Raw genomic sequence first — 23,996 nt, forward strand, 5'->3', positions numbered from 1 at the left:
TGAGCGTTTCCGGGTGTCGCCGTCGGTTCAATCCATATAGATGTAGAGGCGGTCATGTACGTTCAAAGCCTCTGTGATTTTCAGACGGAATAATGAACAACTGGCCGAATTGAATCGCTCCGCGAGTTCGGGGGACGCTAATGCTTATTTCTAACGATGTCGTCTAACTGGGCGTTCGACTGCGGCAGTGCCGCAGTCGAACGGACTTGTGTCGTCAGCTCCCGTGACTGCAGTAGTTGCTGAATACGAAGTTGTCCGACAACGGTGGGCCAGGCGCGACCGCGAAGTGTTTCTCGCCGAGACAGCTGTGAGTGTGCTGTTCAGTTCGCCAATAGCGAAAATGTCCAACAAGGATCGGATCGGCGGTCAACAGCGGTAACTCAAGATCGCGGTCGGCGAGTGAAGAAGCTCGGCAAGCGGTCCATGCCACTCTGTCCTGTGACCGAGTCATAGCTCTTGCGTGTTCGCGAATTGACCATCAGAATCCGGCTGCCTGACTGTCTCGACGGGCGTCGGCGGCCGCGAGGTAGCCGACGCTGTCGATAGCGACCAACTGCGCAGCTCCGAACCCACCGGCAGCCGGGTCGACTAGTACGTGACCGCGGGCGGTGAGGTCGGCCAGCGCCGCGTCGTCAAACCCCGGCTCCACCGCGAGCCCTAAACCGGTTTCGATGCGCCAGCGCGGCGCATCGATGGCGGCCTGCGGATTATGCCCGCTGTCGATGAGGTGGCCGAGAACCTGGACATGACCTTGCGGTTGCACCGCACCACCCATCAGGCCGAACGCGAACGCTGGCCGCCCGTCCAGGGTGACGAACGCCGGGGCGAGGCTACTGAATGGACGTTTGCCGGGGCCGACCTGGTTGGGATGGTCCGGATCGCAGGAGAATGCCGTTCCCCTGTTGTGCATCAAAATCCCGGTGTCCGGCACGACAATGCCCGACCCGGCATAGAGCGACTGCACGAGCGTCACGACCAAGCCATTAGCATCGGCCGTGGTCACGCAGACCGTCCCGGTGTCATGCGGATCGCGGTAACCGTGATCGCGAGCCCGATCTGGATCGACCTGGGCAGCTAGCTCGGCCAGGTGGTCAGGGGCCAACATTTGGTCGGCGCCGACGACCATCGCCGCCGGATCGGCGATGTGCCGACGGGCCTCTCTCATCGCCACCCGGGTCGCCTCGATCCGCAGATGCAGTGCCGTGGCGGGGTCGGCGTCCGGCCCGGCTGCCGGCAACTGGTCCAGAACACCCAGTGCTTGCAATGCCGCGAGCCCCTGGCAGTTCGGAGGAAGCTCATGCACAACGAAACCGCGGTAGCCGACGCTGACAGGTTCAACCCAGTCAGCGGTATGGGTAGCAAGGTCTGCCTCGGACAGCGCGCAACCACCGGACCTGGCGTGTCTGGCGATGCGCCTTGCCAGGGCGCCGCGGTAGAGCGACTCTCCCTTGCTGTCGGCAATCTCCGACAGAGTCCGGGCAAGATTGGGTAACCGCACGAGATCTCCGGCCCGCGGCGTCCTGCCTTCGTACACGAACGCGTCGCCGAAATCGGGGAAGCTGCGGAACCATCCGCGAGCGGTGTCCCAGGCACGCGCTGTGACCGGCAGCACGACGAACCCGTCAGTGGCGTACCGCACGGCCGGTTCGAATAGCTTGCTGAACGGCAGCACACCGAAACGTTCCGAGAGCGCCACCCAGCCCGACACCGCACCGGGCACCGTCACCGTGTCCCAGCCAAAGATCGGCATGCGACCGGATTGATAGAACGGCGTCGGATCCAATCCTGCTGGTGCCCGCCCACTCGCGTTGAGACCGACCAGCCGCGTGCCATCCCACAGCATGGCGACCGCGTCGCCGCCGACCCCGGTGCTCAGCGGCTCCACGACACATAGGGTGATCGCCGCCGCCACTGCGGCATCGATCGCGTTCCCACCACAACGCAGCATTTCGAGTGCAGCCTGGGTGGCCAGGGGGTGCGACGCGGCGGCTACATTGCGGGCAGCAACCGGCGATCGAGACGTCGGGAAGGGGTTATTCCAAGTTCTATCGTTCGACGTGTCGCATCGTATTTCCAACGCTCCAAGGCTCTGCATGGATCCGAACGATAAGTGCACTATCCCCGACACGGAACCCTTCGCTAACGTTCGACGAGTTCGCCAATCACACACAGCGACAACATGGTTCAGTCGACCCAAGTGGCACAAATGGGGGTAGGTAGATGGATTCTTCTGCGCGGACACACAGATCGGCGCCCGTCGTGATGGACAGAGTGCTGACTGTTCGCGAGCTCCTCGCGAACGCCAGTAACGAAACTCCAGACGCTCCGGCACTGCTAACACCAGACGGCGCTTCACTGAGCTATCGCTCTTTGCTCGAACGGGTCGACGGGGTGGGCGGGTTGCTCGCTAGCGTCGGCATCAGACCTAGCGACCGGGTAGCTATCGTGCTGCCCGGCGGCACGGATCTCGCGGTCGCGTTGCTCGGAACCTGTAGCTACGCAGTGGCTGCTCCGTTGTATCCACACTCCCCTGTCGACGCGCTACACAGCGCTTTCGAGGCGTTGGGCGTGACCGCCGTTCTCACTACACCGGACAGTTCTGCGGCGGATGCGGCGACAATTGGCGGCAGGTCCGTACGGGTGATCGACGGTGTAGGTCTCGCCGACCCGTCCCGGCCACTGCCATCGGCCCCGCAGACCGGCAGCAGACCGGAGGACGTGGCGCTCGTGCTGCGCACATCGGGAACCACGGGAGCGGCCAAGACTGTTCCCCTGCGGGCCGCACACCTGACGACCTCTGCTCGCACCGTGGCCGCGTCGCTCCGGCTCGACCATTCCGATTGCAGCCTCAATGTCATGCCGCTGTTCCATGTGCACGGATTCGTTGCTGGCCTGCTCGCGCAGCTGGCCGTCGCTGGCACGGTGATATGCACCCCCGGGCTGCACGCCGGGCTATTCCCGCAGTGGATGGAACAGCTACGTCCCACCTGGTACACTGCCACCCCGACCATGCATCACGCAGTGCTGAGTGCACTCGGCGACGGCATGTTGCCGACGCACACCCTGCGCTTCGTGCGGTCGGCATCGGCGCCTTTGCCCCCCGCGTTGACAGCACGGCTTGAGGCGGCGTTCGGGGTGCCGGTGATCGAGGCTTATGGAATGACCGAGGCCGCGCACCAGATCACCAGCAATCCGCTACCTCCCGCTTCGCGTAAGCCGGCGTCGGTCGGGATTCCGACAGGGTGCGAGGTGGCCGTCATGACCGAGCCTGGTCGGCGCGCAACCGCAGGTCAGGTCGGCGACGTGGTGGTGCGTGGCCCCTCGGTCTTCGACGGCTATGTAGGCGGCGAGCACGCATCCGCATGGCCAGATGACTGGTTTGACACGGGCGACCGCGGTTATCTTGACGTCGACGGGTATCTGTTCTTGGTCGGCCGGTCCAAGGAGATGATAAACCGGGGCGGCGAGACCATCGCACCCCGCGAAGTGGACGAAGTCCTGCTAGCGCACCCCGCCGTCGCTGAAGCTGTTGCCTTCGCGATCCCCGACGATCGTCTCGGTGAGACCGTTGCGGCAGCGGTCGTGTTGGTAGCCGGAGCCACGATCAACGTGGCTCGACTCCGTGAGTTCGCCGCCAATCGATTGCCCGCGGCCTCGGTGCCGGAGCGCATCGCGGTTGTTGCCGCATTGCCTACCGGCCCCACCGGCAAAGTGCAGCGCATCGCCCTGGCGCGGCGACTGGCTCAAGAGCTCAACACCCCCCCGGTCGACGACACTGATCCGCAACCTGCGGCGATGGCGGTGGAGCGGGTCGTCGCCGATGTCTGGGCCGAGGTGCTGGCGGTAGCAGCGGTCGATCGGAACGACCAGTTCCGCGATCTCGGGGGCGACTCGATGCTCGCTGAACACATACTCACTCGGCTGCAGGACGCGCTGGGCATCGCACTACCTGCCGCGCAACTGCTCCAAGCCAGCACGGTTGCCGAACAGGCAGCATTGATAGCCCGCCTCGGTCCAGGATCGGCGAAGGGTGATCACGACCGGTGACACGTCGGCCGCTACGCGCATCGGGAGCGGTGCCGTCCACCGATCGAATGTTCGAGAGGCCAGCCACTTCTCCTTAGTCATTGCGCGTAGGCATATGGATACAGCTGGCGTTACTCCGACGGCAACCTCGGCAGCGCTAACGTGCGCACAGTGCCGTCGGAAGGCTTCACCTCGTAATCCGACACCTCCCGACAACATGCCGCTCGGGCGGCTCCGATTTCACTGACACGGTCACCACCTATCGCACGGCCGGGCTATTTACCGGATCGGCATGCCAACCGTGCCCTGATGTCGTTGATTGAAGATACTTTCAAGTAGTTGAAATTCTGCGTTTGGAGCAATATATGTCTTACGGCAGTAAACTAAACAACGCGGTGCTGGATCAGAAGATTACCCCGCTAGTAGGGGTTTTCGATATGCTTTCAGCCTCTGTCGCGGCTTCATATTACGATGGGTTTTTCGTCTCAGGTTTCGGATTCGCCGCTTCCTATTATGGGCTTCCAGACATTGGGTTCATAGCATGGCCGGACATGGTCAATTTTGTTCAACGCCTCAGACTGGCATTTCCGACCAAACATTTGCTGGTCGACATTGACGACGGGTACGTCGATCCGGAAGTTGCCTGCCACGTTGTAGAACATCTCGAATGGATCGGCGCTTCCGGAGTGATTTTAGAAGACCAGAAGCGGCCACGACGCTGCGGGCATGTGGACGGCAAACAGGTTCTGCCATTGGAAGAGTACCTGGAAAAGCTCGACCTAGTGTTGCGTACTCGACGTAATTTGTTGGTGGTTGCCCGAACAGACGCTGTAGAAGAGGAGGAGATACTGCGTCGTGCGAAAGCACTCGCCCAGACCGAAGCCGATGTGATCCTCGTCGACGGAGTGCGCACCATAGAATCGATCAAACAGATTCGCGGCATCATAGGAGACAAGCCGCTACTGTTCAACCAGATCGCAGGCGGGAAATCGCCACGCTTATCACTGTCGGAGTTACAGGCTCTCGACGTAAATGCCGCGATCTACAGCACGGCATGTCTGGCCGCAGCTCAGGACGCAATGTATGCCGCAGTGGCTGAACTGGTGGAGTTGGACGGCCGACTGTCTGAATCAAGCGTCGGCGTTCGAGAATCTCTCGCATTACTAGAGAAGAACATCAGTCGACACCATGACAAGAAAGAGGTATTGCATCTATGGAGCGACGCGTGAATCGAGGCGCGCAGGCTGCTCTGGCCTCAAAATAATGGAACGTAGACAACTGGAATATTTGGTCGCGATCGTGGAGCACGGCGGATTCACCCGTGCGGCCAAGGCGCTTCATGTGGCGCAGCCCTCATTATCACGGGCGATCAGCAAATTGGAGCGCCAGCTGGGAGTTTCACTATTTCACCGCGTAGGGCGCAATGTGGTGTTGAGTACTGCCGGGGAACTTATGGCTGACCGGGCACGCCACGTGCTGCGCGATCTGGACGCACTGCGCGCCGCTGCGCAGGCCGCAGGTGCGGGCGTGGTTGGTCGGGTGGATGTCGCGGCCACCTCGTCCTCGGCGCTGGAACCGATTATCAGCACTATTGCTGCAATGCGGAAAGACCATTCGAGCGTCACAGTGAGCACCTGGTCGGCGCGGTCGGCTGCAGAGGTGATCGCGATGGTGCTGGGCGGCCGCTGTGAGGTGGGGGTGTGCGGCAACGCAGAGCAGCCCGCAGGCCAAGCGCTAGTGGCGTATCACCTGCGGGACGAAGAATTTCTGCTGGTCGCGCCACCCGGCACCAAGTTGGGCAGCGACGGAACGGTCACCAGGGAGGAGCTGCAGGGCTTGAATTTCGTTGCCCCGCAACCTGCTACGGCGGTGCGGGCGCGCTTGGACCGGCTTGCCGCCGCAGTCGGCGAACTCCACATCGTTGCCGAAGTCGGCGAACGCGGCATGGTGCTGCCGATGGTGCTGCAAGGCATCGGCGTCAGCCTCATGCCCGATGGCTGGGAGTCTCTGGCGCGCCGGGCGGGTGCGGAGGTCTACCAGCTGAGCCCAGCAGAGTCGATACCTCAGTGGCTGGTGCATCGCAGCCAGCCACTCACCAGTGCTGCGCAGGCGTTCATCGACACCACCTTGACCCTGGTCATGGACAAGCCAGGCGACAGGTAGAGCGAAAACTGCGCCGCCCGTCGGCGACCGGATCGAGACTGAAGGATGTGGTACGGCCAGAACGGGTGCGTTACGGTGCGGTGAGATTTTTCCGGCGCGGGCTTGGATGATTCGGATCTCACTGACGAGATCATGGAGTGTGTCAGCGACTTTCGCGGCGCGAAACGGCGTCCAGGGTGGCTCTGCTCACCAATCCGGACAGCGGTTCACGAATCGCCGCGGTACCGGCATTGGAGAGTGAGCTCGTGTTTCGCGAATGACGACGGCAGCCCCCAAGCAGTCGCCAGCTTGTGGCCGATGCCGCCTGAAATGCAACTCGGCAACCGGGTTGGGGTACCGAACCGGTTGAGCAGCAAGCCATCTCACGAGATGCCGCAGTGTGCGACCTCGATCACCCGCTCTGGCTCAGCGTGCCGATCTGCTTGTGCGGGGGCTAAATCCGTGGCATCTCGCGATGTCGTGACCTGGGACATTCTAACTGTCCCACCCCCGCCAGGCCCGCCGGTCTCAGAACCGTGACAGTTCCTGGGGATTTCCGTGAACGCTGACACGCGATCGCGCCGCCGCCGGATTCTTCTACCCAGCAATCTAGACGCTGACGCTGATTCGCCATACGGCAAGGATCGGAAGCCGAATCTCAGAACGGTGGCCGAATGGCCAAGCATGGCCAGCTGTTTGAGAACTGGCCACGCTTCTGAGAAGCTACAGACGAGTTTGAGACCCAACGGGGTCGCCGTCGGATTAGTCAGGCCGCCGCGAACTCGCCTGCCTGGATGCCGTCCAGGAACGATTCCCATTCGTTGACGGTGAAGCGCAAGCTCGTTCGGGTCGAGCTGACCGTGACGCCGAACGCATCGCGCGAGATGGTAGGGAGAGTTGGTGGTTGCTCATTCGCGGCCATACTCGCGCAGCGCAAGAACGCGCTCCAATCTCCTACGCGGACAGTGATACTCGGTTGGACAGCCGGATCGTTGGCAGGGTCGCGCTGGTACTTGCTGTCGCGGATGAACACGTGGTCACCAGCGAACCGAACCTCTACGCAGTTGGCGGCTTCCTTCGAGAAGCTTGACTTGAACCAGGTGCCGGTCTTGCTCATATCCTCGATGCTAGCTCTCGTGCGGTCTTGTCAATGAATGCGTAAGACTCGTCGCGGCTCGGTACTGCCGCGAAGACGTTGTTGTAGACGAAGCTGAGGTTCCGCACCTGCACCGGGTCCTCGACCACCTGTCCGAAGAGCGCGTTCTCGTACCAGGCCAGCGTTGGCAGCCGCGGGCTTTCGAAGTCGATCAGGTAGACGTTGCCGCTCATCGCGAGGCACTCCGGGGTGTCGAGAGGAATCACGCGAACGTCGATCGTGTCGGGGTGATCCTCCATCAACTGCTTGATGTGGCGCAGTTGGGCGAGTTGGATCTCCTCACCCCAGGGACTCTGCAAGAGGACAGGCGCGGTCAACATGGCCGTGAGGTAGAGCGGCTGCGCGCCAATCAGTCTCTCCTGGCGCAACATTCGTGCCTCGATGTACTGATCAGCTTCGACTACGGAGCGCACGCCATATGGCGACGTCATCAGCGCACGCATGTACTCGGGCGACTGCAGCATCGCTGGTACCAAAACCGCTTCATGGAGCCGGAGCGTGTGTGCGCCCTGCTCCAGTCCGTACAGCCGCATGAGTTCCTCGCCGAACAGCGTCGAGTAACGAGCCCATCGCCCGGGTTCCTTTGCTGCCGCCCGAAGCTCGAGGAACTCGTCCCTCTCGTCCGACGGAAACTCGAGGTGGTCGAGGAGCTTGGTCATCGTCTCCTCAGTGAAGACCTTCCGCCCAGTCATGATGTGCGACCAATACGCGGGCGTGAAACCCATCGCCTTGCAGAGCGCTGGAACCTTGATGTCCAGCAACTCGAGTCGCTGCCGCAATCGGATCGCCAGTTCCCACCGCGCGACCGTCGGCGACGTCGGCACCACTGTCGAACCTCCTTCACGCGGGGCGTTGGCGAGGAATCAGGTTAACAGCGATCGCGATATACCGGTCTGATATATGGTTCCGGTCGTGATTTCTGGTATACGATACCAGTCAACTTGTGGCGCCAGTCACAGGTGGAGGCTCTCCAGTCGGTCCCCGAGGCCGGCGGGATCGAGGAACACATGTCGATGCAGATAAACCGCACATGGATAGTCAGCGACGGCACTGCGCACCAAGCGAGGTCGGTCGGCGATGGAACCTGGGTCGTGTCGTTCCTACCGGGGCGGACGCTTACTTCCAGGCAAGCCGCGGCCGCGATGCAGGTCGCGGAAGCAGCTCCGCTGGTGGATGACCTGGCCGGGCAGCTGGGACTCACTTCGGTCGAAGCAATCGGATTGGCTCTCAGGCTGCCGCCATGGGATGAGGTCTCGCGTCCGTCCCGTCGTCGCCATGGAATCGCCCTCGGGAGGCGGCGCAGGGATGGCTGAACGGATTCGTGCCCATCTGGGCGGCGACGCGTCCGCGGTCCTACGCGTGCGTTCGGACTCGGTCGCGGAGATAGTCGATGCGCGCACTGCGATGGCCGGGGGTGAGCACTATGACGTCGCTTCCTTCGCGAGATGAGATCTTGGAAGCGTTCGTCGGCCACCTGATTCGCAAGCCCGATCCTGTCCTGTACGCGGCGATGGAGCTCGCGGGCTTACACAAGGCCCGGCTTCGAGCGGCGGCCGAGGGCGCTGGGACCGACGAGATAGACCATCGGCGAACGATTTTGGCGCATTCCATCGATTGCTGGGTGGCCGTCGAGGTGCCGCACGCCCGCCAGGGAGCTCTTCTGCACACGGAAACGGTTGGGGCGGTGATCGATCGACTTGCTCGGTTCTGCGTAGCCGCACACGAGGTCTTGATGAGATCGACGTCGGAGGTTGAGCGGCACCACGCCTGGCAACGTCTGGCAGAGCTCGCAGTTGCCTACGGCGACATGGTTTTCGAAGTGTCCGCAGGCATTCGCCGAGTGCCCGATTTGGGCGGAGTAGACGCCGATGCAACGGAATGAGGGTTCGGCAATGTTCGATGACTTCACTTCCTGGGAGTTCGATCTGCTCGTGGAGATCCGGCGGATCGGAGCGACGAAACGCGCCGCGGTTGATGCGGCATTGGACGTCGTCGACGAGCAGGAGCGCGCGGCACTCGCTGGCCAGTTGATCCGCGTCGCAGCGCAAGTGGCCACACCTCGCCAGAACGCGCGGGCGCTTCCTCCCCCGGGCACAGCACCTGGTATCGGAGCCGAATCAATCGACCTATCGGCCCAACTCACTGCGGTGCCGGTGGCCCAAATGTTCGTCAGGAACACGTTGCGCCGGTGGTGGTGGGATCACATGACACCAGTCGCGGAATGTGTGGTGGAGGAACTTGCGATGCAGTTCGTGACGGTCCTGCACCAGCATGAACTCGCTGTGCCGACACGGATGACGATCCGAATCCGCGCGCTTGAAGGGGGCCACCTTGTCATCGAGGTCCACGATTCCCCCGAGAACGCACATCTCTTCGCCCAGGCCGGGCCGTTGACAACCGCGAGGATCGAACGGCTCGCGACGCGGTGCGGGCAGTGCCACAACGGCGGCCGCACCGTGGTCTGGTGCGAGCTAGCCGCAACCGACCTATCCGCCTGGTAGCGCGCATTCGCCAGGACTTATCCGATTCATCGAGTTCGTCACGGGCCTAACGGAATTCACGCGCGGCAGAACCACAGAGGAGGTCGCCGATGTTGATATTTAGTGGGGGTGTCAGTCGCCAAGGCGCTGATGGGCGGAGCGAATTTTCAACCTACGCATCTGGCCAGCACGGGCACGGCGTCGAGATCGCACTGCCGCTGGCAGTGTGTAACCCGACTGCGGAAGCCGCCGGTTTTGCGCGGGAGTTCGCGTCGAACTTCGGTCTATTCGACTGGGGGACGATGGTCGAGGACCTGGCGGCGCAGCTGGTAGGCCAAGTTGTCGAACGTGTCGCGATTGTCGACGAGTCGATGTATTGGCGGCCAGCGGTGACGCTGCGGCTGCGTTGGACGAGTCGTACGACCGTGGTTATCGAGGCGTGGGACGTGCACGAGTCCAATGACCGGGCTTTGCGTGGTCCGGCGTATCGGTACTTCCGAATGGCTCGTTTGCGGGTGCGCGATGCGGCAATGTCTGCGAACCATCCGGCGATGACTCCGCCTCGATCCGTGCACGCGACCGCCGATACTCACCGACTACCGAATCGCAGCGGCGGCTGGTGAGCGGTTCCGTGCTCGCCAGTGGTCGAGATCGCTCAGGCCGTATCGGTCACATCCGGATAGACAGGAGAAGGGAATTCAATGAACGATCACGCTGGTCACATCGCTCGGACGGCGGGGCGATTGTGAGGGTGCCCCTGCCGTCCAAGGACATTGTTTTGCAAGCGTGCGCGGGGACCGTGGCAATCCGGCACCCGGTCCTGCTGGCCGCCTATGACCTGGCGAGGCTGCACGAGGCCCGCCTCGATCCGGCTGCGGATTGCCGCGAGATCGACCATGAGCGTGCTCGGCTGGTCAGCCGTATCGACAGTTGGGTCAATACCGAGAGGCCGTCTGCCTATGACGCCGCGTACCTGCACACCGAGACGGTCGGCATGGTGATTGACCGCCTTGCGCAGTTCGCGGTCGACGCACGCAATGCTACGGACCAGAACGGTCCGACACTGCGGTCTGTCTACGCCCAGCATCGCCTCACCGAGCTCGCTATCGCCTACAGCGACCTCGCTTTCGAGGTCGCTTCGGGTATCCGTCGATTGCCGGACTTCTCATTCTTTGTGGTGGAAGGGGATTCGCCTGGCGCGCCGGATGCTCCGGTGTAGCCGCTCAGTGTTTGTCGAGCGCTGCTCGGCGGCGTAGTTCGCGGGCGATGAGCTCGGAAGACGCTGGTGTGACGGTGGTGTCGTTGTCGTTGACTTCGATGAGGTAGCGGCCTGCTGCCGGACGGTCGGTGTGGATGTCGATCCAGCTCAGGTAGATCGGCGGATGAGGGCGTTCGGCGCGTAGGTGTCGCTCGATGCGCAGGTGGCCTTCGCGGGTGCGTGGTGCCCGTAATAGCAGGCGGATGCGTTCCTCGACCGGATGGTCCCCGTTCTCGGTGCGTAGCCAGGAGCGGGGCGGTTCCTGGCCGCGGACGCGTGGTGTGTATCCGATCATCTGGCCTGCTGCTCCGGCAGGTACGGCGGGCATGGTGGCGGCGATGTGTTTGCCGAGCTCGGACCGTCGTGTCACGACGAGTTTGAGGTCGCCACCGAAATCGGTTGTTGCACCGGATTTTTGAAAGAGGATGACCCCGAGGTCGCCGACCGCGGTGGCGAGGGACCTGACGCGCTTGTGCGAGTTGTGAGATCGGCCGGTGCACACGATCCGTACGTCGGGGGCAGCGAGTACTCGCAGCGGCCCGGTCAGATCCGGATCTCCGTGCCGTGGATAGCGCGCGCTGATTTCGGCGGTCAGGCGCGTGTATTCGTCTTGGGTGGTGGCGGATTCGATGATGCTGATCGGGTAGGGGTATTCGTCGAGTCCGGTTTCGGCCCACACCCAGGCGAATTCGTCAGGGGTGAAGTCCCAGACTGTTTGGGTCTTCACCGGCTGGTCTCTGCCTGCCCCTCGGTCGGGCCGTCGTTCGTCGGGCCTGTTGGCGGGAGGTGGTCTTCGTGGATTCCGGCCAGACGTAGGAGGTCGGCCATCTGCTCGGCGGTCATTGGGCTCTCGCCGGGCGGTATCGTCTGCTCGGGTTCGGGGGCGGCGTCCGCCGGAGCGGGCCCGGATGCCGTTGCAGGCTGGGTGCTTGCGGGCGATGCCGGTTCGGCGGGGGAGGGGCTGTCGTCCACGTAGTACGGTGTCCGCGGCTCGGCCGGAGCGGGTGGCGGTGCGGCGGTAGGCGCGTATTGGTATGGGGTGCTTGCGGTTTCGGTGGAATTGCCGATTCCGGTGTCGTGCGGGTCCTCGCCGATGACCGCGGCTGTCTTGTCCAGCCCCTCGGCCCAGTCGGGGTGGACCTGCCGCAAATAGTCCGGTGCCCGATGCTCGGATTCGTCGTCCTTGCGGCGAGCGCCAGCGCCCGGCGCCATGGGACCCATCGGCCCCGTTCCGGCGCCCGGTGTACTACGCGTTCCGAGGATCGGGGAACCGGCGCCTGGTGTGTTCGTGGTCGGGACACCTGGCCGTGAGGTTCCGGGTCCGCCCGGTTTGGGACTGGATCCCTCGGGGCGCCCGGAGTTGTTGAGAGACGGTGTTTTCGGGCTGGGGCGTGGAGTGCCGGTCGTGGTTGTCGTCGAGGGGTTCACCCCTGCTGGTGTGGTCGAAGGCGGCGCCGCGGCGGGCTTGGCACCGGGCGATTGGTTGTCGGAGGTGGCGTTGGCGGGGGTAGTGCTCGCTGCGTTGGTGGCCGCGGGTTCGGTCTTCGGTTGTGTGGCTTGAGGATTGGCCGGTGCGCCGACATTGTCGGGGCGCTGACGGCCGTCTGAGTTGTCGGCACCGCTTGTGGAGACGTCGCCGGGCCTGCCGCCGGTGAGCGTGTCGGGTGCGGCGTTCGCACCGGGAATCTGGGGCACGGTCGTGTACGCGGGAACGCCGGTCCCGGCGGGTGGGAAGGTCGGGACGTAGATGCTGTTGACCGCGCGGACCGCGGCTTGACGCGCTTGCTCACGGGCGTTGTCGGCCTGCTCATCGAACGTCGGGTTGGCCAGGCCGGGCAGTACGGACTCGGCAGGGTTGTCCGGGTTCACCGAGGCAACCGGGGTCGGTGGTGGCTGAATGGCGGTCTTGAGTGCCTCGGCGGACCAGGCCAGCGCATCGAGCCGATCGGTCACCGAGCTGAAGACCTGCCCGATCTGGTTCGCGACGTGGTCGAACTGCTCGGACGCGGCGCGCGCCGCGTCACCGCCCGCGCCTTCCCAGCGCCCGCTGCTGAAGATCCGGTTCAACCCCATCAGGTTGAAGGTGGACAGGTTCACCAGGTCGGAATAGGTGTCGAACCAGGTTTGGCGCAGACCCTTCAAGCCGGCAGCGTCCATACCGCCTCGGCCGTCACCTCCGCCGTGCACGGCGGCGTAGATGGCCTCATGGGTCAGGCCTTCGAAGTGCTCGACGGTCTGGACGTAATCCGGATCTGTTCCGGCACCCAGATCGGTGAGCCGTTGGTCCCCGCGTTGCGTGCGGCCCTGGGCTTCGCTGGCCTTCTGCTGCGCGGGTTGCGGATTGTGCGGGTCGAGCAGGTCCTGCCAGGACGGAATGAGTGCTGGCGGTTTGTCGGTATCACCCATCGCATGCCCCCCCTCGAGCTGCACATCTCGTATCCGGCTGAGCCAAAGCTTAACAGCCGATATTCACCGGACGTCGGCCAGCGGCCCGCCCACAGCCCCTATTCACCGTCCCACCGAGACGGCTCGGTTGTCCTCGTCCGAGGCCGCTGGGTAGCGTAAGTGAAACGACCGTTCGTCGACTCTTCATTTGGTCGTTGTCTGCCGCTGCGAGGGGGAGAGCGTGAGTCCGGACCCGACACCACCCACTATTGCCAAGCCACCGACCACTGCGCCGCAACCACAGGCCCCGACGGTTCCGCCGACTACCGGCCCAGCACCACAGCCTGGAGTTGCTCCGCACCTGGGGCCCGCGTTCGGAGTTCAGCCCGAACAGCTGGAAGCCATCACCAGGCAATGGCATCAAGCCGGGAGCGACATCGACAAGTACGCGTGGTCATTTCTGTCGGAAGCCGCTGGTGAGGGCAGCGATGTCTTCGCCGCGGTGCGTGACTGCCCGGACCCCGCCAAGCAAGCGATGAACTCGATCGCGACGCGCTTCTCGACGATGGCAGACCTGGTCGATAGATTTCGGATCAACGTCATCGAGAAAGATGCCGAAATCGCCGGTGAGATCGGAAAGCTGAGCCCTCGCGGATGAGGCCGACACTGCCACAGTTGGCGACCTGGAACTTGCCCAAGCTGAAAGCGGTAGGCGAGCTCTCACTCGAACGAGCCAACAGTCTGTTCAATTCGTTGAGCGATTGTTCGCGTGTGGTGAGCGCGGCACATGATTGGCGTGGGCAGACCCGAGACGCCGCAGTGCAGCGCACCGACGAGGAGATCGACCACGGCCACGAGGTCCGCAACCTTCTGTTGCAGCTCGCGGACGACGCCACCGACGCCTATCGGGAGTTCGATACCGCAGTCAAGTATGTAGTGGAACAAGCGGCTTTCGCGCACCGAGATGGGTGCGAGGTCGGCCCGCAAGGATCGGTCACTCATCCCGATACCAAGGATCAAGAAAAACAAGCAGTCGCTGGCGTCTACCAGCTGAATATTTCCAGCGGGCTGGATGAGATCGAACGTATCGACAACCTGTACGGCCCGCGTCTGCGAGACGTACAGGCAAGCCTGGCCGCGATCCGTACCGGACAGCCGACGGTCATGTTCCCTCGCTGGCCCGAAGGCCGCATGACTCCCGACGAGGCGGTCGATCGGCTGGCGACTTTGCCGGCCAGTGTGATCGCCGAGACTTTAGCGAAGATGAGCCCCACCGAAATCCAGGCGATGGTGGTCGCGAATCCTGAGAAGATGGGCAACTTGAACGGCGTGCCGTTCGATGTCCGTATCGCCGCCAATCGGCTCAACATCGAAAACGCCCTCGCTGCGGAGAGAGCCAAGCCAGGGAAAGAGCAGGACCAGCGCAAAATTGATCGCTTGGAAGGTTTCCTGAAGCCGGTTCCTGATCCGTCTAAGTCCAGGATCGTGCCGAATATCGATCCGGCCACTGGGAAGGAGAAGGATCCGAAGACGGGTGCGCTGTCGGATTCGGATAAGAAGCCGTACTACAACGTCGTCAATGCTGATGGTGTCCGGCCGTTCGATAACGTAGAGGTAGATCGCAAGTTCATCGCATTCGATCCCACCGGCAACGGGCGGATGATCGAGATGTTCGGTGATGTGAAACCTGACGCCAAAGGTGTCGGCGTGTACGTGCCCGGAACAGGGACTGACGTGTGGGGATCGCAGAACAACGAGACCGCCGCATGGAACCTCTCGCAACAGTCGAAGAGTCCTGTTTTCCTGTACATGGACGGCGAGTTCCCGCACGGCCTCGGCAAGGACGGCGCGATGGACCCCAAATATGCCGCGGACATGGCCCCCCGGCTAGTGGACTTCGGCAAGGAGATCGACCGCGAGGTCGGCTTGCACGCACCCGGCACACCGGTCACCTACGTCGGCCACTCCTACGGTGGCTCGATCGTCGGGACCGCTGAGCAACTGGGACTACGCGCCGACCGCGTGCTGCACGCGTCCTCGGCGGGAACCGGTATCTACGACTCTGAATGGCACAACCCGAATCCGAACGTGCAGCGCTACTCCATGACCGCGCCCGGTGACTTGATCGGCGTCGCACAGAGCGCCCCACGCGACCTGCCCGGGAACGTAGAACTCCCTGACGCTTCGCCGATCCCGAGTCACAATCCACACGGTGGACTGCCGGCGGGTACCGATCCCGACAAGATCCCCGGCGTCACTCGCCTCGACACCGGCTACTACGGCGACCACAACCACAACGGCGAGCGGGAAGTGGTGTTCGGCAAAGACGGCCACGGCACCTACTGGGACGACCCGGACTCCACCGCGTTCCGTAACATCTCCGGTGTGATCGCAGGCACCGAGGTGACCGGCTACGTCGAACGCGGAATCCAAGCCAACGCCATCAGCGTGCAACTCGGTGACGACGGAAACCTCGAGAGCGAAGCCGCAGCCGCCGCCAGAGCCGCAGCACGCGACCAGCTGGGGCGCGACCCCTACGGCAACCCGCACGTCACCCAGAATCCAGACCTGGGCCCCACGATCAAGGTCCCCCGATGACAACCCTGCGCACGGTCGGAGCCTTATCTCTCGCGTTGTATGCGGCGCTGGCGTCGAGCGGTTGCGGCGGTGTACCAGCGGAGGGGCCGACCAATCAGCAGATCCTCGACTCGACCGGGCTTACCGTCGACGAGGCCGAATCCGTCATCTTCGACGCTATGGTCGCGATGTCGCCTATTCGCGCTGAAGCCTCTACCAGCCCGATCGCGCGAACGGAATGCCGAAAGAACGAATCCGGCATGCGCGTCGGCCCGCCATGGCGGCTCTCGGCAGGTGTAACCGTCAAGCCCGTCACCCCTGAGGAAGGCCGAGCCACCCTCGACAAGGTCGACGCACTCGCCAGCAATGGGTATACGAAGCGCACCTCCGATCCGGCGGCCAACGACCGCAGCCGCTCTTACAAGGACAAGCGCGGATTCGAAATCGGCGCCAGCTACAGCACCGACGCCGACGGCGCCGGGTCGGTGCATGTCACGGCGTCATCACCGTGCGCCGCCGTAGACAAAACAACCGAAGTCGGGCTTCTCGATGACGCGGCTGACATCAGGGCTACCACCAGAATCGCGATTTCTGTCTACAATTCCGGAAATTGGGATGCTCTCTTCAAGGTCTCCTGCGGGCAGTTCAACGAGAAGATTTCGAAAATGCGTTGGGGCCATCTGGAGTGGCGAGATGGGGTCCTTGTTCCCTACGATGAGAGCAAGGTCGACAAGAGCCTGGAAAATGAGCGGCAGGCGAACTTTGCGGCACGAGGCAATGGATGGATTGTCGGTATCTCAAACATTAAATGGATGAACTCGGACGGCAAAGAGGATCGTTTCACTCCTTCGAAGGCAACTGCCGACGTAGCTGTCCGCTACGAGCGTCCTGCTGAAGGACTCGGCAATGACAATATCGCTCGATACCGGGCTGAGTACAGTGACTATCGTCGAACTGACGCAACGTGGCATATTTGTGGACTAGACCCGATCTGAGCGGCGGCAGATGGCCGCTGATCGCGATTCGAGGTAGCGTTAATTTACTATTTTGTCGGCGTGGTTGACTCGATGATGGCTGCTATTTCCTGTGCATGGTCGCATGCATTCCATTCAGAGAGTGCAGCCGCACTGCTAACTCGGACGTCAACGGTTCCGTCGGGGCCATTCATTACGACATAGCAGGCTTCCTCTGCCGATCGTCGATAAGTTATCGCGTCGCGGCCATTGACTTTCGTATTTGTGGCCGCGGCGCCTTCGCGTTGTCGGAACTCGTCGAGAGTGATATTCGTCGACGACACGGTCAACGACCCTACTCTGAGGGAGCGACCGCGCACGTCTTGCTTTCGGTCGAAACTGCAGCTCAAAAACGCATAGTCATCATGGACTTGGTCGACCCGTTCCCTGGTCTTCGGATCGAACCCCGCCTTCACCACGGTCGTATCACCGATCTCGAAGCAAGGATCGTATCTGACCGGCTTTCGTGCGTTACTAGGTTGCGTGGGCGCTGGACTTACCGAGACAGCCACGCTTGCCTGTGTGGTTGAGGGGACGGTTTTGGCTGGTTCGCCGGCACCGCCGCCCTGACCACATCCTGCGAGAATGAGCGAGCCCACGCAGAAAGACGACATAGCGGCTATTCGCGATGGAGTCATGTGTGGGTATCGTCCAATCCGGAGTTCTGCGCCGCGAAACTGATTGCTCTCGCGTTGATCCGATCGGCTTCAACTGTGCGATCTCCGGCTCGCAGGTATGCCTCCTGAAGGCGCATCGCGCCTTCGATCAGTTGGTTCATCACTGCAATACCCTCGGTGGCCTTGTTGGAGAACCCTCGCTGCAATTGCTTCGCCGACTCGAAACCACCAAAGCCCTTGGCGTCCTTCGCCGTACCCAGTTTGTCGCGGATCTTGTGCAGCTGGGAGATCATCTGCTCATACAACCCGACGATCTCCTGCACGGCAGCGGGATCGAAGCGGAAGACCCCTGCCCGCGCTGCCTCATTGAGTGCTGAAATCTTTGCCTGGCCGTAGTCGATGCTCACCTTGGTCACGTCAACCCCCGATCGTGGCGTCGTAGGGAAGGCTATCAGCCTGGCGGCACGGGGATCATTGGTCGCCTTGTTCCGCCGATGTATCGGACCGGAATCGACGCGCCAGCTGCTAAGGGGCAATGGTTGGAACCATGAGGTGAGTGTGGCCTCGATCGGTCTGTCATTTGCTTCAGATCGGTCGTCGAGGTGGCCGTACAGCAGGATGAACCGTCCCGGGTTTGGGTCCGTTTTCGCTGGTCGTTGACCTGGGAGCCTGCCACGGTGCCTGCTGACAGTATGACTCCTCCTCTCGTGGTTCATCGCTATGTGGCATCGCGAGAATTGCAATACGTCAAGAAATTTCGACGACGCGAGCGTCGCGCCACCGATCGAATCGCTACTGGCTGTCGCGCGATCCCAGGAGCACCAGTCCGCACCCTAGGATCGTGGCCAGCCGATCTAATCGGCGTGTGATAGGGCTTCGCGATCCGTGCGGTATCGGACGGCCATGTTGCGGGTTGCGCTCAGCAGAATCTCCTCCAGCTCGAGCAGATTCGGTCGTTCCGTGCGCCTGCTGCGCTGTTCGGCGCGTCCAGCGGCGCGGCGCTGGACGTCGTCCCAGTCGGCATGCCGCCGTGGGGGCCGCGGCCGCGACATAACCAGGATGGAGCTTGCGTCTGAATCGACATGTTGCGGCTAGTGGACCAGGATTTGTCGGTGGTCTGCTGTACTGTTCGCCTCGCCACAGACCCCCGTTCGGCTTGAGGTCCGGGTAGTAGCAATAGCCAACGCCCACTCGAACTTTCGATCCATGGGAGAAGACGTGCCGACTCGCCAGAGAGAACAACGAACCGGGGATGCTGGCGAGACTTTCGTCAGGGACATGGTGGACACCCATGCTTCGTGGCTTTGCCGCACCCAGGATCGAGACTTCGGAGTCGATCTGGAAGCGGAGTTCGCGCCCGGCAATAACGATCATCAGCGGCTAACCGGGAAGTTGTTGAAGTTACAGGTAAAGAGCAGCAGAAGTTGGCGAGTCAGCTTCGGGCGAATCGCTGTTCCCCTAAGCCGCGAGTACCTCGAATACATCGCCCAGTTTCGATTGCCGGTGATTCTGATTGCAGCTGACCTTATTGAAAAGACCGCCTCGTGGCTATGGCTGCAGTCCTGGCTGCTCGACAACGAAAACCGCCTCGCTGCAGTCCAATCCGACACGATAACGGTGCACGTTCCCTCGCAACAGACCTTGGAGTCGGGCCTTGACGGGGACTGGTCCGAGATTGCAATGGGGCGCGACCCAGTCTCGATGGTACTGGCCTTGAGGGAGACCGTCTCTGCGGCGAGTGCCTCACATAACACCTCTCTCCTCGAAGGAGCGCTTGCGTTACTCGATCTCGTCGATCCGGCCGCGCGAACCTGGACGGTTGAGAAGATCATCGATGCCCTGGCAGGTCTTAGACCGAGTGCAGCGCCATGGGAGGCAGCCAAGTTTGAGCCCCGCCTATGGGCTGTGATCGACCGTTTCGGATACACGATGACCTCTGATCAAATCGTCCGTTTAGTAGTGCGAGACGATCGGTACTCGCGGACAGGTCTAAGTGGGCTGGCTCGGCTGTATGACCGATGGCCTGAGCATGCCCATGGCCTCGATCTACGAGACCGATTTACGGAAGTGAACGCCGACGTCGTTGCGTGGTATTGCGAGATGCGTCACCGCTATCCCAATATGAGCGGCCTGGAGTTGGCTTGTGCTGCCACGAAGGGAACGCTGCCATCGACCCGGTTCCGGAACCTCGACTTGGACACTGACGATCTTCTGCATACATGGTTCAACCGCGGTGATTCAGCGTTACTTGACCACCTAATCTCCGCCGAAGAATCCGCCCGCTCCGTTTAAAGGTAGCCGGCGATTCGGTTTGGACGCCTCGACGTCCTCGATCGCTTCCTGTCGATGAATCACGTAGGCGGGATGCGCAGCACCTGGCCGACATCGATGGTGCTGGGGTTGTCGATGCCGCTCGCGTTCGCGATCTCGTCGTATCGATTGGCGTCACCATAAAACCGCTCGGCGATCGCCCATAAATTGTCGCCAGGTTCGACCGTGTAGGTGTGAGATGCAGGGGGCGAATCCGGACTCATTTGGAAGGGCTGACCGAATGTGGCTTCGTGTTCAACTGCTGTCTGACCAGGGAGTCTGTATCGCGTGAGCGAGGCCCAGTAGCGCTGTAAGAACGTGTACCCCGCGCGGCCTCGAACTGTCCCGAGAGGGTCGGCCCGCCAGCGTGGAGGATTCGAGGGGTGAGTTCCAGGGTTTGGGGTTCGGTTCATTTCCTGCGGACCTCCGACAGTTCGGCCAGATTCCCGATCGATCGCACTTCGCCCAGCTGTCCAAGTAGGGCGGGTGCCGCCGCGCCGACGGCAACGGCCGCCAAGGCGGTGGTGACTTGTGTCTGGAAGAGAGTCCCCGCGATCGCGCCCAGCGCGAGGCGAGTCACCGCGGCTGTCAGATCAGGGGCTGGGTCGAAGTAACCCTTCCAATCCGGCACCTTCTTCCGATCGGCAGCGCGTACTCGGCGGCGAGCAGTCCGGTAGTGGTTCAGGTTCGCAAGGAACGCCACAGCCTCAACGATGACACCGCCCGACGCACCCGCTAGCAATGCAATGTGCAACTCCACTGGCGTCCTCCTTGGTGGATCTGTCCGTCAAACCGGCATGCTCTGGACGAGTAGGCGGGGGCAGAGGTCGCGAACAAGCGAGCCTCGCCGCGCCGTCTAAAGCCCAAACGTTTCCGTTTCCGCTTGATGACGAGCTCAAGTGTCGCCCTGGCGATCTCGACGGTCCGTTGCCCTGCGTTGATGGCCGGTGCAAGGCCTTCGGCGGTCTTCAAGGTTTGACGAGCAGTAAGGAGTGGCGAATTGACCGCCTCGCAGGCGATGGGGGCGTCCATAGCGACCGCTGGGCTAACGATTGTGGTTGCTAAAGCCGCGACCAGCACCACCCCAGCTGACGCGAAGGGGGACGCGCCTGTGTCGACTGGTCGAGTGCTCATGATGACTCCCGTAAACGGCGCCGTTCTGTCGTGGAGCGGTATACGACTATGTCGACCAACCGTGTGGCTTGTGTTACCCATCACATTTCTGGCAACCCTAGAGCGGCGCTGATCGCGGAAGAAGTCGGCTGTCGACGCGCACGCGTACAACCGGCCACAAGCCTTCGCGGGATCCATAAGCGGATACGCCTTCGCCCCGCGACTCAAAGCCCATCGGGCAGATTGCAAATCATGACCGGATTCGTGTCGCCACCGGATCGTCGTGGTGAGCTGACCGCTGCATGGCCAGACAAAGAACAATCCCAGCGTGAGCTGGTCTTGGGGCAGGAGCTAAAGGGGAGTCTATCCCTGGCCTTCTTGATGTCGCTACTGCAGGCAACGATTCGCTGTCAAGAACAACCGAAACCCACTGTGGCCCTACATGATTGCCGTACAGAGGACTACCCTCGACAATCGAACGCAATTTCGAACCACGCGGACGTGCAGAAGATATGTTGGGGCTTAGTTGGTCCGCATACAAGGCCAGATGCCGCCGACCGCGAAGGTCACGATCCATCACTCCGCCGCGCCGTGACGAAGGTACTGTCAGGACCCGACGGAGAGGGGAAGAGCCATGGCTGACAAGTCAAGTATCGAATGGACCGAGGCGACATGGAACCCCGTCACCGGCTGCGACCGCGTATCGGACGGCTGCGATCACTGCTACGCGATGACCTTGGCGAAGCGGTTGAAGTTGATGGGCGCCGCGAAGTACCAGAACGATGGTGACCCGCGGACTTCCGGTCCAGGTTTCGGGGTGACGCTTCATCCGGCAGTGCTGGATGTTCCGCTGCGGTGGCGACAGCCGCGCGTGGTGTTCGTCAACAGCATGTCCGACCTTTTCCATGCCAAGGTCCCACTCGGCTTCATCCGGGATGTATTCGACGTGATGGCACGGACGCCGCAGCACACCTACCAGGTGCTGACCAAGCGATCGCTGAGATTGAAACGCCTTGCTGACCAACTAGATTGGCCAAAAAATGTCTGGATGGGCGTGTCGGTCGAGAACGCCGACTACCTGGACCGCGTCGACCACCTCCGACAGGTCCCGGCAGCAGTTCGATTCCTGTCCTGCGAACCGCTTCTGGGCCCTCTGGACGGGCTGAAGCTCGATGGAATCGGCTGGGTCATCGCCGGCGGCGAGTCGGGGGCCGGGCACCGCCCGATGGCCCCGGGGTGGGTCCGTGACATCCGTGACATGTGTGAGGCCGCGGGCGTTCCGTTCTTCTTCAAGCTTCTCTGCACCACTCACTTTCGCGGCAAGATCCTGCCTAGCGCTCGCTCTAACCATCGGACTATCACTGAATCACTTGTCGACGTAGATAATTCGTCGGTCGAGGCCCGATCGATGCTCGCCGGTAGCGGCGATACCTCTGAGGCTTCGTCGCCGCTGGTGGGTGGTGGGATCAGGCGAGCCTGCTCGAGGTGCAACCTGCGCTCATGCAGAAGCACGCTGCGCTCGATTAGAGCTATCGCATCCATCGCTGCCTTCGAATCGGCATTGGAGATCACGATCTCGTCGGGGCTGCTGTTGCCGATGCTGCCAATCCGAACGGTGATGTCGGTTCGGCGGGCTTTCACGAAGGCTGGCAATACGCGAATCGCTGCGACGAGAACGCCAGCACTTGCCGCGACCAACTCGACAGTAAGGGGTGCGCCGAAAGCGCTTCCGCCAATGCGGACCTCTGCCCCTTTGACCCCAGCGGTGGTCAGCGTCTCTGACAAGGCGTTCTGTAAGTCAGTCTTCCCGTCGTCGACCATCGTTAGTACGACTGCCGGCTGCTCGAAGGACTCGTCCGGCTTGTCGTCCATAGCCATCCTCCTGGCCGATATCCAACGCTGGATGCCAATCGTTCCATGGCGCTCGCCACTCACGTTGTCGAAATCGAACTTTGACTCCGCCGCTCACTCGTTCCCCACTACGCGTTTGATGAGGAGCGCGGCATGAGTCTGTCGAGTATCGAGTGGACCGAGGTCACCTGGAATCCGGTGACCGGCTGCGACCGGATCAGTGTGGGCTGCGACAACTGCTATGCGCTGAAGATGGCCAAGCGGCTCAAGGCGATGGGTGCAGCAAAATACCAGACCGACTGCGATCCGCGGACTTCCGGCCCTGGGTTCGGTGTGGCGGTTCATGCCGACACGATGGCCGAGCCGCTGCGTTGGCGGTCACCGCGGAAAGTGTTCGTGAACAGTATGTCCGACATCGCTCATGCCCGCGTTAGTGACGCCGACATCGCCCGGATTCGCGGTCATGGCGGTCGCGCGTCAGCATCAATTTCAGGTGCTGACCAAGCGTCCTCGACGCTTGGCGAAGCTGCTGGCGCGCACTGACTTCCGCGAGTTGATGGCGCAATCGATGCTGTTCGACGACGGGAACGGCGGAGACGACGTCGGCGACTGGCTGACCGTCAACGCGCCGTGGCCCCTGCCGAACGTCTGGTTGGGAACCTCGATCGAGAACGACAAATACTGTTGGCGCGCTGACGAACTGCGTCGAACCCCCGCCTCGATCCGCTTCCTCTCGTGCGAGCCATTGCTCGGACCGCTGCCCAGATTGGACCTGACCGGAATCGACTGGGTCATCGTGGGCGGCGAATCCGGGACCGGGTTCCGTCCCTTGGATTTGGATGGGGTCCGTGAGCTGCGAGATCGCCGTCTCAGGGACCAAGTCAGCCTGTTTTTCAAACAGGTTGGAGGCGTTCGTCCCAAGGCGGGTGGCAGGGAACTTGATGGGCGAACGTGGGACGAGTATCCGACGTTTGTCGACGTAGGCGGCCCCCATGGCTGAGCGTCGAACCTCATGTTCTCGGACTGGGCAATGCGGGAAGCCCCAGTCCGACAGCGCCGATAGCCATG

At 62.3% G+C, this 23,996-nt stretch carries 20 protein-coding genes and 3 pseudogenes; 13 read left to right on the forward strand and 10 right to left on the reverse strand.

The window, feature by feature from the left end; all coding sequences use genetic code 11:
- Positions 1-478 precede the first annotated feature (478 nt).
- Positions 479-2,095, reverse strand: coding sequence for a gamma-glutamyltransferase family protein (locus tag ACIG5A_RS42765; protein WP_397251199.1), 1,617 nt, complete (start codon positions 2,093-2,095; stop codon positions 479-481).
- Positions 2,096-2,262: 167 nt separating this feature from the next.
- On the opposite strand from ACIG5A_RS42765, the gene ACIG5A_RS42770 reads away from it, so the two are divergent.
- The 3 genes from ACIG5A_RS42770 (at position 2,263) to ACIG5A_RS42780 (ending at position 6,189) form a co-directional block, all read left to right on the forward strand.
- Positions 2,263-4,047, forward strand: coding sequence for an AMP-binding protein (locus tag ACIG5A_RS42770; protein WP_397251559.1), 1,785 nt, complete (start codon positions 2,263-2,265; stop codon positions 4,045-4,047).
- A 344-nt stretch (positions 4,048-4,391) separates the two neighbouring features.
- Complete coding sequence (locus ACIG5A_RS42775; RefSeq protein WP_397251202.1) at positions 4,392-5,255, forward strand: oxaloacetate decarboxylase; 864 nt, start codon at positions 4,392-4,394, stop codon at positions 5,253-5,255.
- Between the two features lie 34 nt (positions 5,256-5,289).
- Positions 5,290-6,189, forward strand: coding sequence for a LysR family transcriptional regulator (locus ACIG5A_RS42780; protein ID WP_397251204.1), 900 nt, complete (start codon positions 5,290-5,292; stop codon positions 6,187-6,189).
- Between the two features lie 745 nt (positions 6,190-6,934).
- Here ACIG5A_RS42780 and ACIG5A_RS42785 read toward each other — a convergent pair.
- Together ACIG5A_RS42785 and ACIG5A_RS42790 are read right to left on the reverse strand one after the other, a co-directional pair.
- Positions 6,935-7,285, reverse strand: coding sequence for a DUF397 domain-containing protein (locus ACIG5A_RS42785; RefSeq protein WP_397251206.1), 351 nt, complete (start codon positions 7,283-7,285; stop codon positions 6,935-6,937).
- Positions 7,282-8,151 (reverse strand): helix-turn-helix domain-containing protein, encoded by an 870-nt coding sequence (locus ACIG5A_RS42790; protein ID WP_397251209.1) that lies wholly within the window; start codon positions 8,149-8,151, stop codon positions 7,282-7,284. Before ACIG5A_RS42790 ends, ACIG5A_RS42785 begins: the two co-directional genes overlap by 4 nt.
- A gap of 596 nt (positions 8,152-8,747) precedes the next feature.
- Here ACIG5A_RS42790 and ACIG5A_RS42795 point away from each other — a divergent pair.
- The 4 genes from ACIG5A_RS42795 (at position 8,748) to ACIG5A_RS42810 (ending at position 11,023) form a co-directional block, all read left to right on the forward strand.
- Positions 8,748-9,206: a DUF4254 domain-containing protein gene (locus ACIG5A_RS42795; RefSeq protein ID WP_397251211.1), complete on the forward strand. Its 459-nt coding sequence runs from the start codon at positions 8,748-8,750 to the stop codon at positions 9,204-9,206.
- A 10-nt stretch (positions 9,207-9,216) separates the two neighbouring features.
- Positions 9,217-9,825, forward strand: coding sequence for a hypothetical protein (locus ACIG5A_RS42800; RefSeq protein WP_397251213.1), 609 nt, complete (start codon positions 9,217-9,219; stop codon positions 9,823-9,825).
- An 89-nt stretch (positions 9,826-9,914) separates the two neighbouring features.
- On the forward strand, positions 9,915-10,427 hold the full coding sequence (locus ACIG5A_RS42805) for a hypothetical protein (RefSeq protein WP_397251215.1): 513 nt from the start codon (positions 9,915-9,917) through the stop codon (positions 10,425-10,427).
- A gap of 128 nt (positions 10,428-10,555) precedes the next feature.
- Positions 10,556-11,023 (forward strand): DUF4254 domain-containing protein, encoded by a 468-nt coding sequence (locus tag ACIG5A_RS42810; protein ID WP_397251218.1) that lies wholly within the window; start codon positions 10,556-10,558, stop codon positions 11,021-11,023.
- A 4-nt stretch (positions 11,024-11,027) separates the two neighbouring features.
- Here the strand turns inward: ACIG5A_RS42810 and ACIG5A_RS42815 are convergent, their stop codons facing one another.
- Both ACIG5A_RS42815 and ACIG5A_RS42820 read right to left on the reverse strand, forming a co-directional pair.
- Positions 11,028-11,789, reverse strand: a complete 762-nt coding sequence (locus tag ACIG5A_RS42815) for an ESX secretion-associated protein EspG (RefSeq protein WP_397251220.1) — start codon at positions 11,787-11,789, stop codon at positions 11,028-11,030.
- The gene (locus tag ACIG5A_RS42820) at positions 11,786-13,468 is read right to left on the reverse strand and encodes a hypothetical protein (protein WP_397251222.1); all 1,683 of its coding nucleotides are present in this window, start codon (positions 13,466-13,468) and stop codon (positions 11,786-11,788) included. Before ACIG5A_RS42820 ends, ACIG5A_RS42815 begins: the two co-directional genes overlap by 4 nt.
- A 220-nt stretch (positions 13,469-13,688) precedes the next feature.
- Here ACIG5A_RS42820 and ACIG5A_RS42825 point away from each other — a divergent pair, with 220 nt between their 5' ends.
- The 3 genes from ACIG5A_RS42825 to ACIG5A_RS42835 are packed head-to-tail and all read left to right on the forward strand — an operon-like array spanning position 13,689 to position 17,019.
- Positions 13,689-14,105 carry a hypothetical protein gene (locus ACIG5A_RS42825; RefSeq protein ID WP_397251225.1) on the forward strand — a complete coding sequence of 139 codons (417 nt, stop codon included), beginning with the start codon at positions 13,689-13,691 and terminating at the stop codon, positions 14,103-14,105.
- Positions 14,106-14,122: 17 nt separating this feature from the next.
- Complete coding sequence (locus tag ACIG5A_RS42830; RefSeq protein ID WP_397251227.1) at positions 14,123-16,045, forward strand: alpha/beta hydrolase; 1,923 nt, start codon at positions 14,123-14,125, stop codon at positions 16,043-16,045.
- The gene (locus ACIG5A_RS42835) at positions 16,042-17,019 is read left to right on the forward strand and encodes a hypothetical protein (protein ID WP_397251229.1); all 978 of its coding nucleotides are present in this window, start codon (positions 16,042-16,044) and stop codon (positions 17,017-17,019) included. Before ACIG5A_RS42830 ends, ACIG5A_RS42835 begins: the two co-directional genes overlap by 4 nt.
- 47 nt (positions 17,020-17,066) lie before the next feature.
- On the opposite strand, the gene ACIG5A_RS42840 is transcribed toward ACIG5A_RS42835, so the two are convergent.
- The 3 genes from ACIG5A_RS42840 to ACIG5A_RS42850 form a co-directional block, all read right to left on the reverse strand.
- Positions 17,067-17,675, reverse strand: coding sequence for a DUF3558 family protein (locus ACIG5A_RS42840; RefSeq protein ID WP_397251231.1), 609 nt, complete (start codon positions 17,673-17,675; stop codon positions 17,067-17,069).
- Positions 17,672-18,061: a hypothetical protein gene (locus tag ACIG5A_RS42845; protein WP_397251233.1), complete on the reverse strand. Its 390-nt coding sequence runs from the start codon at positions 18,059-18,061 to the stop codon at positions 17,672-17,674. Before ACIG5A_RS42845 ends, ACIG5A_RS42840 begins: the two co-directional genes overlap by 4 nt.
- Before the next feature lie 447 nt (positions 18,062-18,508).
- Positions 18,509-18,706, reverse strand: coding sequence for a hypothetical protein (locus ACIG5A_RS42850; protein ID WP_397251235.1), 198 nt, complete (start codon positions 18,704-18,706; stop codon positions 18,509-18,511).
- 154 nt (positions 18,707-18,860) lie between these two features.
- Between ACIG5A_RS42850 and ACIG5A_RS42855 the strand changes: the two genes are divergently transcribed.
- Complete coding sequence (locus ACIG5A_RS42855; protein WP_397251237.1) at positions 18,861-19,946, forward strand: DUF4365 domain-containing protein; 1,086 nt, start codon at positions 18,861-18,863, stop codon at positions 19,944-19,946.
- Positions 19,947-20,005: 59 nt separating this feature from the next.
- On the opposite strand, the pseudogene ACIG5A_RS42860 reads toward ACIG5A_RS42855, so the two are convergent.
- Positions 20,006-20,164, reverse strand: a pseudogene (locus tag ACIG5A_RS42860) (LysM peptidoglycan-binding domain-containing protein); the annotation flags it as partial.
- 209 nt (positions 20,165-20,373) lie between these two features.
- Positions 20,374-20,667 carry a hypothetical protein gene (locus ACIG5A_RS42865; protein ID WP_397251239.1) on the reverse strand — a complete coding sequence of 98 codons (294 nt, stop codon included), beginning with the start codon at positions 20,665-20,667 and terminating at the stop codon, positions 20,374-20,376.
- Between the two features lie 1,044 nt (positions 20,668-21,711).
- Here ACIG5A_RS42865 and ACIG5A_RS42870 point away from each other — a divergent pair.
- Both ACIG5A_RS42870 and ACIG5A_RS42875 read left to right on the forward strand, forming a co-directional pair.
- Positions 21,712-22,371 (forward strand): annotated as a pseudogene (locus tag ACIG5A_RS42870) (DUF5131 family protein); the annotation flags it as partial.
- A 710-nt stretch (positions 22,372-23,081) separates the two neighbouring features.
- A pseudogene (locus ACIG5A_RS42875) lies at positions 23,082-23,928 on the forward strand (DUF5131 family protein).
- The last annotated feature ends 68 nt before the right edge of the window (positions 23,929-23,996 follow it).

It is taken from the genome of Nocardia sp. NPDC052566 (assembly GCF_044547285.1).
Classification (GTDB): Bacteria; Actinomycetota; Actinomycetes; order Mycobacteriales; family Mycobacteriaceae; genus Nocardia.

Coding starts and splice junctions, on each gene's coding strand:
- ACIG5A_RS42765 (WP_397251199.1), bottom strand. CDS start 2,095: ATGCAGAGCCTTGGAGCGTTGGAAATACGATGCGACACGTCGAACGAT.
- ACIG5A_RS42770 (WP_397251559.1), top strand. CDS start 2,263: ATGGACAGAGTGCTGACTGTTCGCGAGCTCCTCGCGAACGCCAGTAAC.
- ACIG5A_RS42775 (WP_397251202.1), top strand. CDS start 4,392: ATGTCTTACGGCAGTAAACTAAACAACGCGGTGCTGGATCAGAAGATT.
- ACIG5A_RS42780 (WP_397251204.1), top strand. CDS start 5,290: ATGGAACGTAGACAACTGGAATATTTGGTCGCGATCGTGGAGCACGGC.
- ACIG5A_RS42785 (WP_397251206.1), bottom strand. CDS start 7,285: ATGAGCAAGACCGGCACCTGGTTCAAGTCAAGCTTCTCGAAGGAAGCC.
- ACIG5A_RS42795 (WP_397251211.1), top strand. CDS start 8,748: ATGACGTCGCTTCCTTCGCGAGATGAGATCTTGGAAGCGTTCGTCGGC.
- ACIG5A_RS42800 (WP_397251213.1), top strand. CDS start 9,217: ATGTTCGATGACTTCACTTCCTGGGAGTTCGATCTGCTCGTGGAGATC.
- ACIG5A_RS42805 (WP_397251215.1), top strand. CDS start 9,915: ATGTTGATATTTAGTGGGGGTGTCAGTCGCCAAGGCGCTGATGGGCGG.
- ACIG5A_RS42820 (WP_397251222.1), bottom strand. CDS start 13,468: ATGGGTGATACCGACAAACCGCCAGCACTCATTCCGTCCTGGCAGGAC.
- ACIG5A_RS42835 (WP_397251229.1), top strand. CDS start 16,042: ATGACAACCCTGCGCACGGTCGGAGCCTTATCTCTCGCGTTGTATGCG.
- ACIG5A_RS42840 (WP_397251231.1), bottom strand. CDS start 17,675: ATGACTCCATCGCGAATAGCCGCTATGTCGTCTTTCTGCGTGGGCTCG.
- ACIG5A_RS42850 (WP_397251235.1), bottom strand. CDS start 18,706: ATGTCGCGGCCGCGGCCCCCACGGCGGCATGCCGACTGGGACGACGTC.
- ACIG5A_RS42855 (WP_397251237.1), top strand. CDS start 18,861: ATGGGAGAAGACGTGCCGACTCGCCAGAGAGAACAACGAACCGGGGAT.